This is a genomic window from Salmonirosea aquatica (assembly GCF_009296315.1).
GTDB lineage: Bacteria > Bacteroidota > Bacteroidia > Cytophagales > Spirosomataceae > Salmonirosea > Salmonirosea aquatica.
The window spans coordinates 2,203,282-2,218,281 of the sequence record NZ_WHLY01000002.1; the positions used below are offsets into that span (position 1 = coordinate 2,203,282).

Consider the following 15,000-nt stretch of genomic DNA (forward strand, 5'->3'; position numbering starts at 1 on the left):
CATATTGGATTACTGACGGCTTACGACCAGTCCCTCGCCAGTCTTAAATTGAATAATCCCATACGCCTTACTGTAGAAAAGGTGAACAATGCCTTTCCAGGCAGGAGCAGTATCAACAATCTCTACTACCTTAGTATATGAGTGACCTTCAATAGTAATGGTGTCATGAAAAATGGCCTTACGATATTCCCCTGGCAGAAAGGCTCCCATTTTCTCACCCTCCAGTAAAAGTATTTGCATCCCATACGAAATATGATCACGATTGGGAGTAAAGTTAATTTGAATTACGGGTCCATTCGAAGAAGACGCCCGGTAGATAATTTGCATATAAGGCAAAGGATCCCCAGTATTAAAATTAACCAGTAGGCCTTCATCGCACATGAAATCGGAGCGTTCGACTTCGAACGACCTTTTCACATTGGCCAAAATGACATCCCCCCGATTAGTAAGAAATCTAACCACCTGTTTATCGGTGTAAGGTATCGCCTCTATTACTCTCGAATCGGCTGTATAATACTCCTTTCCCTCACACTCATCCTTTTTGCAGGACCAAAATGCAGAGAGTATTGCCAGCAACAGTAGTCCTTTGAGTTTTATCATTTTGGGAGACCAACTAAGTAAAACTTAGGCCGATAAAAGCTATAAGCATAATTGTTAATTTTTGTCGCTTTGCGGCGACGTGGGCTGAGCCTAATTGCAATAGAACACCCTACATCTCCTTCAACTCCCCGACCATCTTCGTCAGCGTCGATTTGGCGTCGCCAAACAGCATGAGGCAGTTGGGGTACCCGAAGAGTTCGTTTTCAATTCCCGCGTAACCTACTCCCATCGACCGCTTGCTGACGATCACCGTGCGGGCTTTGTCGGCATTCAGGATGGGCATGCCGTAGATCGGACTGGCGGGATTGGTACGGGCGGCGGGGTTTACTACGTCGTTGGCCCCTACCACCAGTACCACGTCGGTATTGCCGAAATCGTCGTTGATTTCTTCCATTTCGATCAATTTGTCGTAGGGTACGTTCGACTCGGCCAGCAGTACATTCATGTGGCCGGGCATCCGACCCGCAACGGGGTGAATGGCGAACCGAACGTTGATGCCTTTTTTCTCCAAGAGATCCATCATTTCGCGCACCACGTGCTGGGCCTGCGCCACGGCCATGCCGTAACCGGGTACCACAATTACCGACGAAGCCGAATCGAAGATCATGGCCGCTTCTTCTACCCCTACCTCTTTGATCACCATATCGCTGGCGTTGCCCGCACCGGCGGCGCCACCACCCGAGGTAGCCCCAAAGCCCCCCAGCAACACGCTGACCAGCGACCGATTCATGGCTTTACACATAATCTGGGTCAGGATAATGCCCGAGGCACCTACCAGCGCGCCCGTTACGATCAGTACGGAGTTGTTGAGCACAAAACCCGTAGTACAGGCGGCCATCCCCGAGTAAGAGTTCAGCAGCGAAATAACCACGGGCATGTCCGCCCCTCCGATGGGGATTACAACCAGAATCCCGAGTACCAGCGAAATCACCCCCATCACGATCATGGCCGTCACGGAGCCGGTGCTGATGGCAACCAGTACCCCGCAAGCCACTGCTACCAGCAGTAACACTAGATTGAGCAGGTGCTGCCCTTTAAAAACGATGGCATTGCCACTCACTTTTCCGCTCAGTTTGCCGTAGGCGGTTAATGAACCCGTGAAAGTAACGGCGCCAATCAATACTGATAGCAGAATGCTGATAATCGTAATCAAGTCCGTAGGCAGGTCGGGCTGCTCGACGGCGCGGGTCCAGTAGTCGGAAAATGCGACGAAAAGCGAAGCCGCCCCCCCGAACCCGTTGAAGATCGCTACCATTTCGGGCATTTGGGTCATTTCGACGCGCCGCGCCCACACCAGGCCAATGGCTCCGCCCACCAGGATACAGCTGAACGTTTCGACGGGCGTGAGTAGCTGCGATTCCACCAGCGTAGCCAGTACGGCCAGCAACATGGCTACGGCCGACAGAATGTTTCCCTGCCGGGCCTCGGAGGTTTTATTGAGTTTTTTGATACCCACGATGAACAGAATCGTGGCAATGAGGTAGGTGATTTCTATATAGATGTACATAAGGGAAGGTATAAAGCTGATGGCTGATGGCCATTGGCTGTTAGCTTTTTTAATCAATCACTAGGTCAAATGGTGCACTGCGAACGGGTTACTTATGTGGCTAACAGCCAGGTAGCTATCAGCCAAAAGCCAATGGCTATCAGCTTTTTTTCTTCTTGAACATTTGCAGCATGCGGTCAGTCACGGCGTAGCCGCCCACTACGTTGATGGTAGCCAGTACGAGCGCGGCCATGCCGAGGTACTTGCTGACCTCGCCCTCACGGACGCACAGGATGGCCCCTACGATGGTAATACCTGAGATGGCGTTGGAACCCGACATGAGCGGGGTGTGCAAGGTGGGGGGTACCTTGGCGATCAGTTCAAAGCCACAGTAGCTGGCCAGTACCAGAATGTATAAGAGGAATATGAAATTTTCGATTGACATGGTGGTAGTATTGGGGTGTAGGGTGGTGATTTATAGTACAAAAGTTCAGAAGTACAGGAGTGGTTAGACGAAAGTTCCCCAGGTGTTCTTTGCCGGTACTTTTGTACTCAGGTACTTCTGTACTTACATTCATTTACTCTTCGCCAAAATCTCTTTCGTAAAGCCGTGCACCAATTCGCCTTCGTGGGTGATGAGGCTACCTTTGGTCACGTCCTCGTCCATTTCCCACTTGAAGCCGTCTTTGGTGGCTAGGTGGAGTAGCAACGTAGAAATATTCTTGGCGTACAACTCGCTGGCGTTGACGGGTAGCAACGAGGGCATATTGGCTTCACCAATGATGGTAACGCCGTGCTTGACGACGGTCTGCCCGAATTCGCTCAACTCACAGTTACCGCCCGATTCGACGGCCATGTCGACGATCACTGAGCCCGTTTTCATGCTTTTTACCATGTCTTCGGTAATTAGCACCGGTGCTTTTTTCCCGATCACCAGAGCCGTAGTGATCGCGATATCGGCTTCCTTGATGCGTTCTTTGATCAGGGTCTGCTGTTTCTGGAGATAGTCAGCCGAAACTTCTTTGGCGTAGCCGCCTTCCACTTTCACACCCTCAGCGCCTTCCACTTGTAGGAAGCGGCCTCCCAGCGATTCCACCTGTTCTTTGGTTTCGGCCCGCACGTCGGTAGCCTCCACCACCGCACCCAGGCGCTTGGCGGTAGCTATGGCCTGCAAACCGGCCACGCCCGCTCCGAATACCAGCACCCGCGAGGGCGTGATGGTACCGGCGGCAGTCATCATCAGCGGGAATATCTTACCCAGCGCGTTGGCCCCCAGCAGTACGGCTTTGTAGCCCGCCAGGTTGGCCTGCGAGCTCAGCGCGTCCATTTTTTGGGCGCGCGAAATGCGGGGTACCGCATCCATCGAAAAAGCCGTGATTTTCTTTTTATTCAAAGCCTCCACGATCGTCGGAATGGTGTAGGCGTAGAGGTACGAAATCAGGATGGTACCTTCCTTCATCAGGGCCACGTCGGCTTCGGTGGGAGCATTGACCCGCAGCACCACATCGGCTTCGGCGTAGGCCGCGGCGGTGGTGGCCACTATGCCGGCTCCGGCTTGTTGGTAGGCTTCGTCGGAAAAATAGGAATTGGTACCGGCACCACTTTCGATCAGGCACGTAAATCCGGCTTTCTGCAACGATTTGACTACATCGGGCGTGAGAGCCACGCGCCGCTCGAAGGGTTTGGTCTCTTTGGGAACAGCTATTTTCAAGGACAAGAAGTAGTTAGGTGATTCAGGAATGCTTTCTGGACGACAAAGGTAGGGTATGGTACCTGATCCGGAATGGCATTTTTTTGGATAAAGAAGGCACAAACCAGACTATCCTACTGAAAAAAGAAAGTCATCGCCCCTTGATAAAAACCAAATCGCACACGTGGTCGGGACAGGGAGAAAGTGTGAGCGAATCGGCTTTTAGGGTAAGTCCCTGGTAGAAGGCCGGGTAGGTGTTACCGGCAATGAAGCCCACCCGTTGCCCCACGAACCGGACGGAATCCACCTTGTAGTATTTGCTACTACGGTAGTATTCGGTTTCTTCACCCAGGGACGACAGGGTACCATCGCTCGCAAAGGTCAGGGTGTTCAAGTCAGGATTCTCGATGGTTTTCAAGACGTACGTTGAATCGTTGAGAACGTTTTTCTGCACCAGCTTCCAGGTACCTACCAGCGGGGGTACCCTACGCCCAGCGATTCTTCTTTCGTGCAGCTACTCCATCCTATCATCAAAATCAAGAACACGATTGCCTTTTTCATACGAAACCCAGCCGAATCTGTTGATTGCTTACCTCTTGGAAACTTTACAGCAAAGTAGCGAATAATCCGGGAAGATGGCAACGTCGGGCCTTTTGGGATGAAATTCTGACCTGCCTTTCCAACCAATTACTCCTGATTCCACTCTATCTATACAAACAGCCTGAATAGCTTATGAAACGCTACCTGTACATTCTCGCGATTCCGCTCTTTTTGTTAAACTGCAAAAAGGACGAAGTACCCGACCCGCTTCCGACTATCAAAGAACTCGTAGGTAGGTGGCGGCTGGTAGCCACGGAAACAACCGTAGACGGAGAAAAAGTTTGGGAGAGTGCTACGGCAAGTTACTATCTGATATTTCGATTCGATGGAGTTATCCTGAATGAAAACGGTAATCGGCCTTGTTGCACCCCTGGTTCGCTAATCGTAAATGGTGTTCCCTTTACGATCAAACCACTTGCTCCGGTATCATCCGAATTCTGCGGAAACGTAAGCTGTTTATACATGCCTAATTTGATTTTACAGCAAAATGCCGACACGCTCATCGTTACACCAGGGATAGAAAATCCTCATTACCGATCCAGGTACCTCCGCGAGTAACTTTACTAACACTATGAAACGATTCTTGTACGCGCTCCTGCTGCCAATTTTGCTGGTTGGCTGTAAAAAACACGATTTTGAAACCCCGCCCGCTATTAAAGAGCTTGTGGGCAAATGGCGGTTGAAAGCCGTGGAAAAGACTGTGAATGGTCAAACTGTTTGGGAAGAGGTACCCGCTCAGGATGGAGATACTTTCACCATCCGATTTGATGGGATTCTATTGGGCAGCAACGGATTGCCGCCTTGCTGCGGACTGGACAAATACAGTATCGATGGGTACCCTACGTAGCGAAACCTCAAATAGAGGTACCCTACAATGCTGAGTGTGAATTAATCAACTGTGCTTCTTGCCCCAGAGATATGAGAGTGGAAAATGATGAATTAATTGCAACTGTAACCTGCGGTCAATACCATTCTCGATCAAAATATGTAAGAGAATAACGTCAAAAACATGAAAAGGTACCTATACATATTCCTACTTCCGCTTCTGCTACTCAACTGTAAAAAAGAAAGTGAACCCGCACCGCTTCCGGCTATTGAAGAAATCGTAGGGAAGTGGCGGCTGGATGCCGTGGAAAAGACCGTAAATGGACAGAAAGTGTGGGAACAGGTTTCTGGTCCTGTTCCAATCTTTACATACTATTTGGTTTTTCGATTTGATGGAGTGATCCTGGGTGAAAAGGGATTGTCGTGGTGCTGTTCACCGGAGACGCTGATCGTCAACGGTACCTCGTTCAAGATTAAACCCAAGGCTAAGGTACCTACTAATCCCCAGTGCGCCTATGTCGATTGCATCTCATGTCCTTCCTGGGATTTGGAACAAAGGGATAACGAACTTATCCTGACGTCAGCGTGCGAATTCCTCAACTACCGGCACAGGTACCTCCGCGAATAACCTACCACAGCGAAGCGGTCAGCGCGCTGATCCTAAACTTGACGTAGGTTTGAGCCAGCAAGGCCAGCTTGCGACTGTCGGGCACGCGGATGCGCTCTTCCTGCACGCGGGCGGCGGGCAGGCTTTTTATTTTATTGAATAAAGTGCAGTAGTATACGTAGGCCAGATACACGCCCTGCCGCGCGCCTTTGGGCAATTGGAGGATCGCTTTGTAGGCAGCGTCAAAGTCAGCCTGAATGTCGGCCTCGATGCATTTTTTGGCGTTCGGATCGAACGCTTTGAAATCTACCCCCGGAAAATACACCCGGCCCCGATCCTGGAAATCGCTTTTGAGATCGCGCAGAAAGTTCACTTTCTGGAAGGCCGCCCCCAAGCTACGCGCCCCTTCGCGCAGGTGATCATACTGCGCTTCGTTACCCTCGCAGAATACCCGCAGACACATAAGCCCTACGACTTCCGCCGATCCATAGACGTACTGCTGGTAGCCATCGGGCGTGTAGGTGTGCTCGTACAAATCCATTTCCATGCTATTCAGGAAGGCTTCGATCAATTCATGTTCGATATGGTATTGATTCACCACCAACTGAAAGGAATGCAGGACGGGATTGAGGCTGATTTTCTCTTCAATGGCTTGAAACGCCTCTTTCCGGAAGCGATCCAGCAGGTCTTTTTTATCAAAATCATGAAAGGTATCCACGATTTCGTCGGCAAAGCGGACAAAACCATAAATGGCGTAGATAGGTAGGTGAAACTTTCGGTCGAGCGTGCGGATGCCCAGCGTGAAGGAGGTGCTGTAGTTCTCCGTAATGATCTTGCTGCATTGCAGCGTCGTCCGATTGAATAGTTCCAGCATCGAGTGGGCCTTTTGGATCTTTCTAAAATTTAGTTTCAATATAACCCGAACTCTCGGATTTTGTTAAAGGTTTTTTCAAAAACGTCAGACAAACCTACCTCAGGGGAAATTCTTTTTCTACTTCCTTCGCCACCACCAGGCCTGAAATGAGGGATGGTGGTACGCCAGGTCCGGGTACGGTAAGCTGCCCGGTATAGTACAGGTTTTTGACCTTTCTGTTTTTCAGAGCAGGCTTCAGGAGGGCCGTTTGCCGCAACGTATTGGCCAGTCCGTAGGCATTGCCTTTGAAGGCATTGTAGTCTTCCCTGAATTCCGAGTGCGCATAGCTCCGTTTGTATACCACATGAGGCCGGACGGCCTCGCCCACATAGGCTTCCAGACGGTCCATGATCAGGTTGAAGTATTTGTCCCGGATGGCTTCGGTGTCGTCGGTCAAGCCTGGTGCTACCGGAATGAGCAAAAACAAATTCTCGCTGCCTTCGGGAGCCACGCTCGGGTCGGTTTTGGAAGGAGCCGACACGTAGAACAACGGACGGGAAGGCCACTTCGGATTTTCATAGATTTCTTCGGCGTGCAGCGCAAAATCCTCGTCAAAAAACAGATTATGGTGTGTCAGCCGGGGTACCCTTTTGTTCACCCCCACATAATACAGCAGCGACGAGGGAGCCATGACCCGTTTGTCCCAGTAGCCTTCAGTGTAGTTCCTGTAGGGTTCGGCCAGCAATTGGCTATCCACATGGTGATAGTCGGCGCCTGCTATGACAATATCCGTCTCGTAGGTACCTTCGGCGGTCAGCACCCGGCTAGCCCTGCCTTGTTCGACCGCAATGTGCCGGACATTCTGATTCAGGATGATTTTCACACCTTTCTCCTTGGCCAGCGCCACCATACCCCGTACGATTTCGTGCATGCCACCCATGGGGTACCAGGTACCCAGTGCCATTTCGGCGTAGTTCATCAGGCTGTACATGGCGGGGGTTTTCTCGGCGGTAGCTCCCAAAAACAGAATCGGAAACTCCACGAGCTGTAGCAGGCGCGGGTCTTTGAAGAACTTACGTACGTGTGAGGCAAACGACTGGAACACATCCAGGCGCGTGACGTCGTAGAGCAGCTTGAGACTCAGGAATTCGGACACCTTCCGACTGGGTTTCCACACAAACTTCTTGATTCCGACTTCGTACTTATAGGCCGCCTGCCGCAGAAACTCGTCCAGTTGTGCGGCGCTACCATGTTCCATGGACTCAAACAGCGCCCGCAGCGCCTTCATGTCAGCCGGCAAGTCTACCTGCTGGCCAGGGCCAAAGATTACTTTGTAGGAAGGATCGAGCCGCACCAGGTCATAGTAGTCAGAGGGCTTTTTCCCGAACCGAGCAAAATAGTCGTCGAACACATCGGGCATCCAGTACCAGCTTGGGCCCATATCGAACACAAAGCCCTGCTCACGGAATACCCGCGCCCGGCCACCCGGGAGGCTGTTTTTTTCCAGAACTGTTACGTCATAGCCCTGATGCGCCAGTTGCGTGGCGGCAGAAAGGCCGGCAAAACCGGCCCCAATCACAATGACCCGTCGGGATTCACTCATGCACTTATCGGGGAAAAGGCGGGTTGGAGGCAGCAGCCGACAAAAAAGTCAGATGGTACCCCATCTGACTTTCTGCATCTTTCCTCTCCATAAACCAAACAATAGTAATCAATCAATATACTCAACTCCGTACTCAGTCCAGGTGCGAATAGACCCGCAGCAGATGCTTAAGTTCCTTGCGGGCAATGTGAATCCGATTTTTGACGGTTCCGATGGGAATTTCCAGTTTAGCCGCGATTTCGTGGTACTTAAAGCCACGGAAATGCATCATGAAGGGTACCTTATAAGCCGACTCCAACGACTCGATGGCAGTTGTGATGTCGTCCATGGCGAAACTAGAATAGGCCTCATTGTGGGTGCTGTTATCGGACGAATTGATGTAGTGCAGATTGTCCGTAGTATCGATAAAGGTATTCTTCCTCATCATCCGCTGGTAATTGGTGATGAAGGTATTCTTCATAATTGTATACAACCAGGCTTTCAGGTTGGTACCGTCGGTGTATTTCTCCCGATTAGTAAAAGCTTTAAGCATCGTATCCTGCAGCAGGTCATTAGCATCTTCCGAATCACGGGTCAGGCGCATGGCAAAAGGCCTTAGCGTTTTGGAAACCCGGTTTATATTATAAGTGAATTCAAGAGCTGTCATAGAAAGTCTGAGGTTAAGTAGATTTTGTTGAACCAAATTAAATAAACATTAAACAAGATTCCAAATTTCGTTGAACTTTCATTTCAATTATTAATAAAAACTACGCCTGCTCAATTAAACGCGTCTTGATTTTCAACCCATTAACTAAATCGCTATACTATATTAGTACAATATGTAGTTTTCATATAATTATATAGAGTAAATACTGTTGAATAAAAATTACTGAAAGCTTAACAAACCTAAATCCCGTACCAAAATTGTACCTACATTAGTTGTCACGTGTCTTGTAAAATAATTCGTAATGGAAAGTCAGCGGGTCAGGATATTGAAAGGTATAATCCAACATACTGCCCAACTTATCGGAGGAGACCAACTTATATTTTTCTGAGTGTGTGGGTACCTTGAAAGTAGGTGATTCCCAGCCAAATTCAGCACAGGAAGTCTCGTACACTTCCCGGCGCGACGGATGCTGAGGAGCTACTGCATTGTATACTCCATCGGGATTTTCCGACCTCAATAAAGCACTGACAATTCCGATGACATCATCGCGGTGAATGTAGTTGACCGGAAGACTACCCGTAGTCATATTCTGTTTTCCACGCACATATTTGCCCGGTATCCGGTCATAGCCCATCAGCCCACCACATCGCAATACAGTCACTCGGCGGCTTGCACTGGCCAGGTCCAGCATTCTGTTTTCTGCCAGCACCAGTCCCGGAGAAGCGGATTGGCCGGATTCCAGCACATCGGCTTCGGTCATTACCCTGTTCAATTCGGGATATACCGAGGTAGAACTCACATAGATTATTTTCGAAACCGACGTTTTATTTAGCATAGCCGCCAGAAAATCCATTTGCTGAGGATGAAAATCCCCCCCTAGGTGCGACACCCGGGGAGGTATGTCTACAATCACAGTATCAACATCCAGAAGTTCGGACCAATGCTCTCCTCGCGGGTCAGGGCTCAGACTGGCTACATAGGCTTCTATGCCCAGGCTTTTGAGTCCTGCCAGTTTTGCCGGAGAAGTAGTACTTCCCTTCACAAGGTACCCCTCAACCAGCAGCCGTTCGGCCAGCGACTTTCCTAGCCATCCACATCCTACAACACTTATTGTCTTTCCGCTTGCATGAGCCATAATCCTTGTCAGCCAAATGATATCGAACGTTCAACCTAGTCACTGGCTACCTGCGATCCGTGTGAAATGAAACCCGCTCACTGCAACTTTTTAGTTACTTTTGCATGTTTGGTTAGCGTGTTTCCTCATCTGATGCGAATGGCTTTACCGCGATTAATTCTATTTCTGGGCGTTGTCTGGCTCTTTACGAGCTGCAACAATTCGTCCGATACATCACCCGACGTAAGTACCGTACAGGTGGAAGTTGCCATCGAATCACTGGAAGATTCGCTATTTGCCTGCCAGTCGGTTGAAGCCATGGAAAAATTCCTTGCTCGTTATCCTTTTCTCAGCCAGGTCTATTTTCCTGATGTTGCACCGCAGGACTCCTCGTTAGCCCCTGTTCTGTACGAGCATATACGTAATACTTCGCTTCGGGGATTCAAGGAGGAAGTGGATTCTTTGTTTAGTGATAAAAACCAGCAACTCAGGCAACCTCTCGAAACAGCGTTCAAACATATCAAATATTACTACCCACGTTTCAAAGCGCCTCGCGTGGTGACCCTGGTTACGGGTTTCATGGGGAGCGATTTATATATATCCGACAGTCTCATCATCATTGGCCTTGATTATTTCGGGGGGCCTCAAGCTACCTACCGTCCCCAGGTCTATGCCTATCAGTTGGGACGCTACCAGAAAGAGTATCTGGTTCCGTCCATTCTTTTTTTTATGGCAGACCAATACAACCGGACCGATCCCGCAGATAAGACGTTGCTGGCCGATATGATAGGTTATGGCAAATCGTTCGAATTTGTGAAGCGGTGTGCTCCTCAGACGCCGGACAGCCTGGTTCTGGGCTTTTCTGAAAAGAACCTGACGCGCACTTATAACAGCCAGACCGCCATTTGGGCTTTTGTGGTGGAAAACCGCCTGCTCTACGAAAAGGCTCAACTGGTAAAACAGAAGTACGTAGGCGAGCGTCCTTTTACGCCCGAGATCGGTCCTGACGTACCGGGCGGCATCGGGCGGTGGCTGGGCTGGCGTATCGTGAGCCGTTATATGGAGGAGCATCCCGACGTGACTTTACCTGAACTGATGAACAATCCCAACGCCCAGCAGATTTTACAGCAATCAGGTTATAAGGGACAGATGGACGAATGAGCTAAGAAGCCATTGGCTGTTAGCCGGTGGCTGTAGCTTCAGCAACGCAATAAAAATAACATATAGTAATTAAAAACATCAAAGCTAATAGCGGAACGCCGCCCGGCCAACCGCCATTAGCCGACAGCTAGAAACATAATGGCAAAAAGCAGATTTGGCCGAAGAGGCGGTGACGACGAAAACAGTACGGAATCGCCCTTCGCAGTAAAGAAACTAAGCTGGAGCGGGCTTAAGAAAACCCTGCAAATTTTCCGGTACACACTCCCTTACAAGACCTACTTCATCGTAGGCTTCATATTCCTGATTCTGTCTACGGGTACCTCGCTGGCATTTCCCAAGTTGGTCGGGAGTATCATTGAAGTAATCGAGGGCAAATCGCCCTATACTATCAACCAGATTACGGGCGTACTCATAGCCATTCTGGTGTTCCAGGCGGTTTTTTCATTCCTTCGCATCTACCTTTTCTCCCGCGTTAGCGAGTGGGCGATGGCTGATGTGCGTCGTGACGTGTACAGCAAAATCATTACGCTGCCGATCGGATTCCTGGAACAGCGGCGTGTGGGTGAGCTCACGAGTCGCATTACGTCGGATGTGACTCAGTTACAGGATGTGCTTTCCTTTACCATCGCGGAGTTCTTTCGGCAAATTGCCACACTCGTGGTGGGCATTACACTTATTTCTTTGACCTCCTGGAAGCTGACGCTTTTTATGCTGGCTACCTTTCCGATTATGGTTGTGGCAGCCATGTTCTTTGGACGATATATCCGTCGACTTTCCAAAAAAGCCCAGGACGAGCTGGCGGCAGCCAACGTCATTGCCGAAGAAACCCTGCAATCGGTACAGGTCGTGAAGGCCTTCACCAACGAGCGGCTGGAAGTGCAACGCTACCGCACTGCTCTGGATCGTGTTGTAGCTAACGCCCTAAAAGCCGCCACCTTTCGGGGTGGATTCGTGTCGTTTATCATTTTTGCCCTCTTTGGCGGCATCGTAGGCGTGATCTGGTACGGTGCTAATCTGGTGCAGAGCGGCGACCTGACCATAGCTGATCTCTTTACGTTCGTACTGTACACTACCTTCATTGGCGGGGCGATGGGTGGCTTGGGCGATATGTACGCTCAGATCAACAAAACCATTGGTGCTTCGGAGCGGCTGGTAGAAATTCTGGGCGAAACTTCGGAAGTGGATCTTAACGTGGAAGAAAAAACCATAGCCACTGTGGAGGGTAATATTGCTTACGAAAACGTACAATTCACCTACCCCTCACGGCCCGATGTGGAAGTACTGAAAGGCATTTCGTTCGACGTGGCGGCGGGTGAGAAAATTGCCCTCGTCGGGTATAGCGGAGCGGGCAAGTCGACCATTGTGCAGCTGCTCATGCGGTTTTATAATCCGCAGGGGGGCAAAATTTTGGTGGACGGCGTAGACATCGCGTCGTATCCGCTTAGTGCCTTGCGGAGTATGATGGCTATCGTGCCGCAAGAAGTCATGCTTTTTGGGGGTACCATTCAGGAGAACATCGCCTACGGTCGGCCCGGTGCTTCTGAAAGCGAAGTACGGGAAGCCGCCCGCAAAGCCAACGCCCTGCAATTCATCGATTCATTTCCCGAAGGGCTGCAAACCATCGTCGGTGAGCGTGGCGTGAAACTATCGGGCGGGCAGCGGCAGCGCGTAGCCATTGCGCGGGCGATTCTGAAAGATCCGAAAATCCTCATTCTGGATGAGGCCACGAGTTCACTGGACGCCGAGAGCGAGCAACTGGTACAGGCTGCCCTGGACGAACTGATGAAAAACCGTACGACGATCGTTATTGCCCACCGTCTGGCCACCATCCGGAAAGTAGATACCATTTATGTGATTCGCGAAGGACAAATCGTAGAGTCCGGCTCGCATAATCAACTGGCTCTGATCGACAACGGCCTCTACGCTAATTTGATCAAGTTGCAGTTTGAAACAGCTTCGCTAGTGGATAATGGATAGCAAACATGACGACTGAACCATTAGCGAAGCCAACAGGGAAAGCACCCGCCGACTATTTCAGAGTACAATTAAAGGACGCCACTGAGCGGGAAGCTGAAGCGCAGCAGCTTTTCAACGCCCTGGCCGGTGGGCGGCTGTTGGCCTTTGTAGCCCTTATAATTTCGCTGGGTCTGTGGAGTTCTGCCAACCAGCCCCTTTGGGGGCTACTGGGCTTGGTGGCCGGTGTCGTTTTCCTGGTATTAATGGTACGGCAGCATAAGGCGAAACGAAACCGCGACTTTCTTCGAAATTTACAAACCATCAATGCCGATGAGCTGGATCGGCTTGACCTCAAATTCCGGCGTCCCGAAACCGGTGATTCATTTGGCGATCCCCTGCATCCCTACGCCACAGATCTCGATATTTTCGGCAAGCACTCGCTCTACCGCCTGCTTAACCGCACCCGTACCGACGAAGGAAGCCGTCGCCTGGCGCATTGGCTCAGGAACCCCGCCGCGCTGGATGAACTGCTGATGCGGCAGGAAGCCGTGGAAGAATTCAAAGCAAACGCCGACTGGCGGCAAAGCTGGGAAGCTACCGCACTGCTGCACGAGCATGCCTCGCAACAGGTTGGTGCCCTGCGTACCTGGGCGAAAGAAGTTATGAGCAAGTCGCTGCAAAAATCATTGACTTGGCGTTGGTTTCCTATCGTGACTGTTACGCTGGGGGTACTTGCCCTACTCAACTTAATCCCAGGCTGGCCTTTCTGGCTGGGGATTATCTGGCAGGGGATCATTCTGAAACGTTACAACGCGGACATTCAGTCGCTTACCCAACGCACCACCGACCTGGGCTTGACGTTGGTAGCCTATGCCGATCTGCTCGAACTCGCCAACGACGCACCGTACCAGTCGCGCTGGTGGCAGATGCGACAAGGTACCATCAAAAAAGCTCCCGCCGCCATTCGCTCGGTAGGCCAGTGGTTTGCCCGACTCGACTACCGCCTGCACCCTTTCTTTCTGATTTTTGTTGGGGTACCTTTCTTATTTGATCTGCATTGTTTGGCGGCGCTGGAAAAATGGAAAAAGAACCACGGAGCCGAACTGGCCGCATGGCTCGATGCCCTGGCCGATACCGAAGCCATGAATAGCCTGGCGGGCTTTGCCTTTGCCCAGCCCGACTACGTCATGCCTCAGGTTACCTGGGAAGAAAATATCCGCATTGAGGCCACACAACTGGGGCACCCACTCATTCCCCGCGAAGCGCGCGTGAGCAATGATTTTTCGCTGGTAGGTACGGGCCACACCATGCTCGTGACAGGCTCGAATATGTCGGGCAAAAGTACCTTCCTGCGTACCGTCGGATTGAATCTGGTGCTGGCCCAAACGGGTGCCGTCGTGTGCGCCAACAGCCTGGCCTGTGCGCCCGTGCAGGTGTTCAGCAGCATGCGGACGCAGGATTCACTGGTCGAGAATACCTCATCCTTTTATGCTGAGCTGAAACGCTTGCGGCAGTTGCTGGAACTCTCCGGAGACACGACCCGCACGCTACCCATTTTTTACTTGCTGGACGAAATCCTGAAAGGTACCAACTCTGCCGACCGTCACCGCGGGGCTGAAGCACTCATCCGCCAATTGCACCCGTTGCCCGCCTCGGGCATGGTATCCACCCACGACCTCGAACTGGGTGAATGGGGCGCCACCCAGCCCTACGTCCAAAACTTCCACTTCCGCTCCGACGTGCAGGACGGCCAACTCCACTTCGATTATAAACTGCACGAAGGTATCTGCCAAAGCTTCAACGCCAGTGAGTTGATGCGGATGATGGGAATTGCGGTGGGGTAAAGGGGTACCTGTTGA

The 15,000-nt window shown here is 51.0% G+C and carries 15 protein-coding genes; 6 read left to right on the forward strand and 9 right to left on the reverse strand.

Features of this window, described 5'->3' with window-relative positions:
* Positions 1-9: 9 nt before the first annotated feature.
* The 5 genes from GBK04_RS10215 to GBK04_RS10235 all read right to left on the reverse strand — a co-directional run bounded on the left by GBK04_RS10215 (position 10) and on the right by GBK04_RS10235 (position 4,230).
* Complete coding sequence (locus GBK04_RS10215; RefSeq protein WP_152759333.1) at positions 10-600, reverse strand: hypothetical protein; 591 nt, start codon at positions 598-600, stop codon at positions 10-12.
* A gap of 109 nt (positions 601-709) precedes the next feature.
* Complete coding sequence (locus GBK04_RS10220) at positions 710-2,107, reverse strand: NAD(P)(+) transhydrogenase (Re/Si-specific) subunit beta (protein WP_152759336.1); 1,398 nt, start codon at positions 2,105-2,107, stop codon at positions 710-712.
* A gap of 139 nt (positions 2,108-2,246) precedes the next feature.
* Positions 2,247-2,531: an NAD(P) transhydrogenase subunit alpha part 2 gene (locus GBK04_RS10225; protein WP_152759339.1), complete on the reverse strand. Its 285-nt coding sequence runs from the start codon at positions 2,529-2,531 to the stop codon at positions 2,247-2,249.
* A 129-nt stretch (positions 2,532-2,660) separates the two neighbouring features.
* The gene (locus GBK04_RS10230) at positions 2,661-3,797 is read right to left on the reverse strand and encodes a Re/Si-specific NAD(P)(+) transhydrogenase subunit alpha (protein WP_152759342.1); all 1,137 of its coding nucleotides are present in this window, start codon (positions 3,795-3,797) and stop codon (positions 2,661-2,663) included.
* Between the two features lie 130 nt (positions 3,798-3,927).
* Positions 3,928-4,230 carry a hypothetical protein gene (locus GBK04_RS10235; protein ID WP_373330878.1) on the reverse strand — a complete coding sequence of 101 codons (303 nt, stop codon included), beginning with the start codon at positions 4,228-4,230 and terminating at the stop codon, positions 3,928-3,930.
* Between the two features lie 278 nt (positions 4,231-4,508).
* On the opposite strand from GBK04_RS10235, the gene GBK04_RS10240 reads away from it, so the two are divergent.
* The 3 genes from GBK04_RS10240 (at position 4,509) to GBK04_RS10250 (ending at position 5,829) form a co-directional block, all read left to right on the forward strand.
* A complete protein-coding gene (locus tag GBK04_RS10240; protein ID WP_152759348.1) occupies positions 4,509-4,934 on the forward strand; it encodes a hypothetical protein in 426 nt (141 codons plus the stop codon).
* Between the two features lie 13 nt (positions 4,935-4,947).
* The gene (locus GBK04_RS10245; RefSeq protein WP_152759351.1) at positions 4,948-5,223 is read left to right on the forward strand and encodes a hypothetical protein; all 276 of its coding nucleotides are present in this window, start codon (positions 4,948-4,950) and stop codon (positions 5,221-5,223) included.
* Positions 5,224-5,385: 162 nt separating this feature from the next.
* Entirely contained in the window at positions 5,386-5,829 is a 444-nt protein-coding gene (locus GBK04_RS10250; protein WP_152759354.1) for a hypothetical protein, read from the forward strand.
* Between the two features lies 1 nt (position 5,830).
* Here GBK04_RS10250 and GBK04_RS10255 read toward each other — a convergent pair whose 3' ends face one another.
* From GBK04_RS10255 to GBK04_RS10270, 4 genes are all read right to left on the reverse strand, one after another.
* A complete protein-coding gene (locus tag GBK04_RS10255; RefSeq protein WP_152759357.1) occupies positions 5,831-6,682 on the reverse strand; it encodes a phytoene/squalene synthase family protein in 852 nt (283 codons plus the stop codon).
* Positions 6,683-6,776: 94 nt separating this feature from the next.
* Complete coding sequence (gene crtID / locus GBK04_RS10260) at positions 6,777-8,264, reverse strand: bifunctional phytoene desaturase/3,4-desaturase (protein WP_152759360.1); 1,488 nt, start codon at positions 8,262-8,264, stop codon at positions 6,777-6,779.
* Between the two features lie 133 nt (positions 8,265-8,397).
* Positions 8,398-8,910, reverse strand: a complete 513-nt coding sequence (locus tag GBK04_RS10265; protein WP_152759362.1) for an RNA polymerase sigma factor — start codon at positions 8,908-8,910, stop codon at positions 8,398-8,400.
* Between the two features lie 268 nt (positions 8,911-9,178).
* A complete protein-coding gene (locus tag GBK04_RS10270) occupies positions 9,179-10,045 on the reverse strand; it encodes a Rossmann-fold NAD(P)-binding domain-containing protein (RefSeq protein ID WP_152759365.1) in 867 nt (288 codons plus the stop codon).
* Between the two features lie 138 nt (positions 10,046-10,183).
* On the opposite strand from GBK04_RS10270, the gene gldB reads away from it, so the two are divergent.
* The 3 genes from gldB (at position 10,184) to GBK04_RS10285 (ending at position 14,985) form a co-directional block, all read left to right on the forward strand.
* Complete coding sequence (gene gldB / locus GBK04_RS10275; protein WP_152759368.1) at positions 10,184-11,185, forward strand: gliding motility lipoprotein GldB; 1,002 nt, start codon at positions 10,184-10,186, stop codon at positions 11,183-11,185.
* Between the two features lie 138 nt (positions 11,186-11,323).
* Complete coding sequence (locus tag GBK04_RS10280; RefSeq protein ID WP_152759371.1) at positions 11,324-13,162, forward strand: ABC transporter ATP-binding protein; 1,839 nt, start codon at positions 11,324-11,326, stop codon at positions 13,160-13,162.
* A gap of 5 nt (positions 13,163-13,167) precedes the next feature.
* Complete coding sequence (locus GBK04_RS10285) at positions 13,168-14,985, forward strand: MutS-related protein (protein WP_152759374.1); 1,818 nt, start codon at positions 13,168-13,170, stop codon at positions 14,983-14,985.
* Positions 14,986-15,000 lie beyond the last annotated feature (15 nt).

What these genes read in the sequence shown, in the direction of transcription:
- GBK04_RS10215 (WP_152759333.1), bottom strand. Translation starts at nt 600, where the DNA reads ATGATAAAACTCAAAGGACTACTGTTGCTGGCAATACTCTCTGCATTT.
- GBK04_RS10220 (WP_152759336.1), bottom strand. Translation starts at nt 2,107, where the DNA reads ATGTACATCTATATAGAAATCACCTACCTCATTGCCACGATTCTGTTC.
- GBK04_RS10225 (WP_152759339.1), bottom strand. Translation starts at nt 2,531, where the DNA reads ATGTCAATCGAAAATTTCATATTCCTCTTATACATTCTGGTACTGGCC.
- GBK04_RS10240 (WP_152759348.1), top strand. Translation starts at nt 4,509, where the DNA reads ATGAAACGCTACCTGTACATTCTCGCGATTCCGCTCTTTTTGTTAAAC.
- GBK04_RS10245 (WP_152759351.1), top strand. Translation starts at nt 4,948, where the DNA reads ATGAAACGATTCTTGTACGCGCTCCTGCTGCCAATTTTGCTGGTTGGC.
- GBK04_RS10250 (WP_152759354.1), top strand. Translation starts at nt 5,386, where the DNA reads ATGAAAAGGTACCTATACATATTCCTACTTCCGCTTCTGCTACTCAAC.
- GBK04_RS10255 (WP_152759357.1), bottom strand. Translation starts at nt 6,682, where the DNA reads ATGCTGGAACTATTCAATCGGACGACGCTGCAATGCAGCAAGATCATT.
- crtID (WP_152759360.1), bottom strand. Translation starts at nt 8,264, where the DNA reads ATGAGTGAATCCCGACGGGTCATTGTGATTGGGGCCGGTTTTGCCGGC.
- GBK04_RS10265 (WP_152759362.1), bottom strand. Translation starts at nt 8,910, where the DNA reads ATGACAGCTCTTGAATTCACTTATAATATAAACCGGGTTTCCAAAACG.
- GBK04_RS10270 (WP_152759365.1), bottom strand. Translation starts at nt 10,045, where the DNA reads ATGGCTCATGCAAGCGGAAAGACAATAAGTGTTGTAGGATGTGGATGG.
- gldB (WP_152759368.1), top strand. Translation starts at nt 10,184, where the DNA reads ATGGCTTTACCGCGATTAATTCTATTTCTGGGCGTTGTCTGGCTCTTT.
- GBK04_RS10280 (WP_152759371.1), top strand. Translation starts at nt 11,324, where the DNA reads ATGGCAAAAAGCAGATTTGGCCGAAGAGGCGGTGACGACGAAAACAGT.
- GBK04_RS10285 (WP_152759374.1), top strand. Translation starts at nt 13,168, where the DNA reads ATGACGACTGAACCATTAGCGAAGCCAACAGGGAAAGCACCCGCCGAC.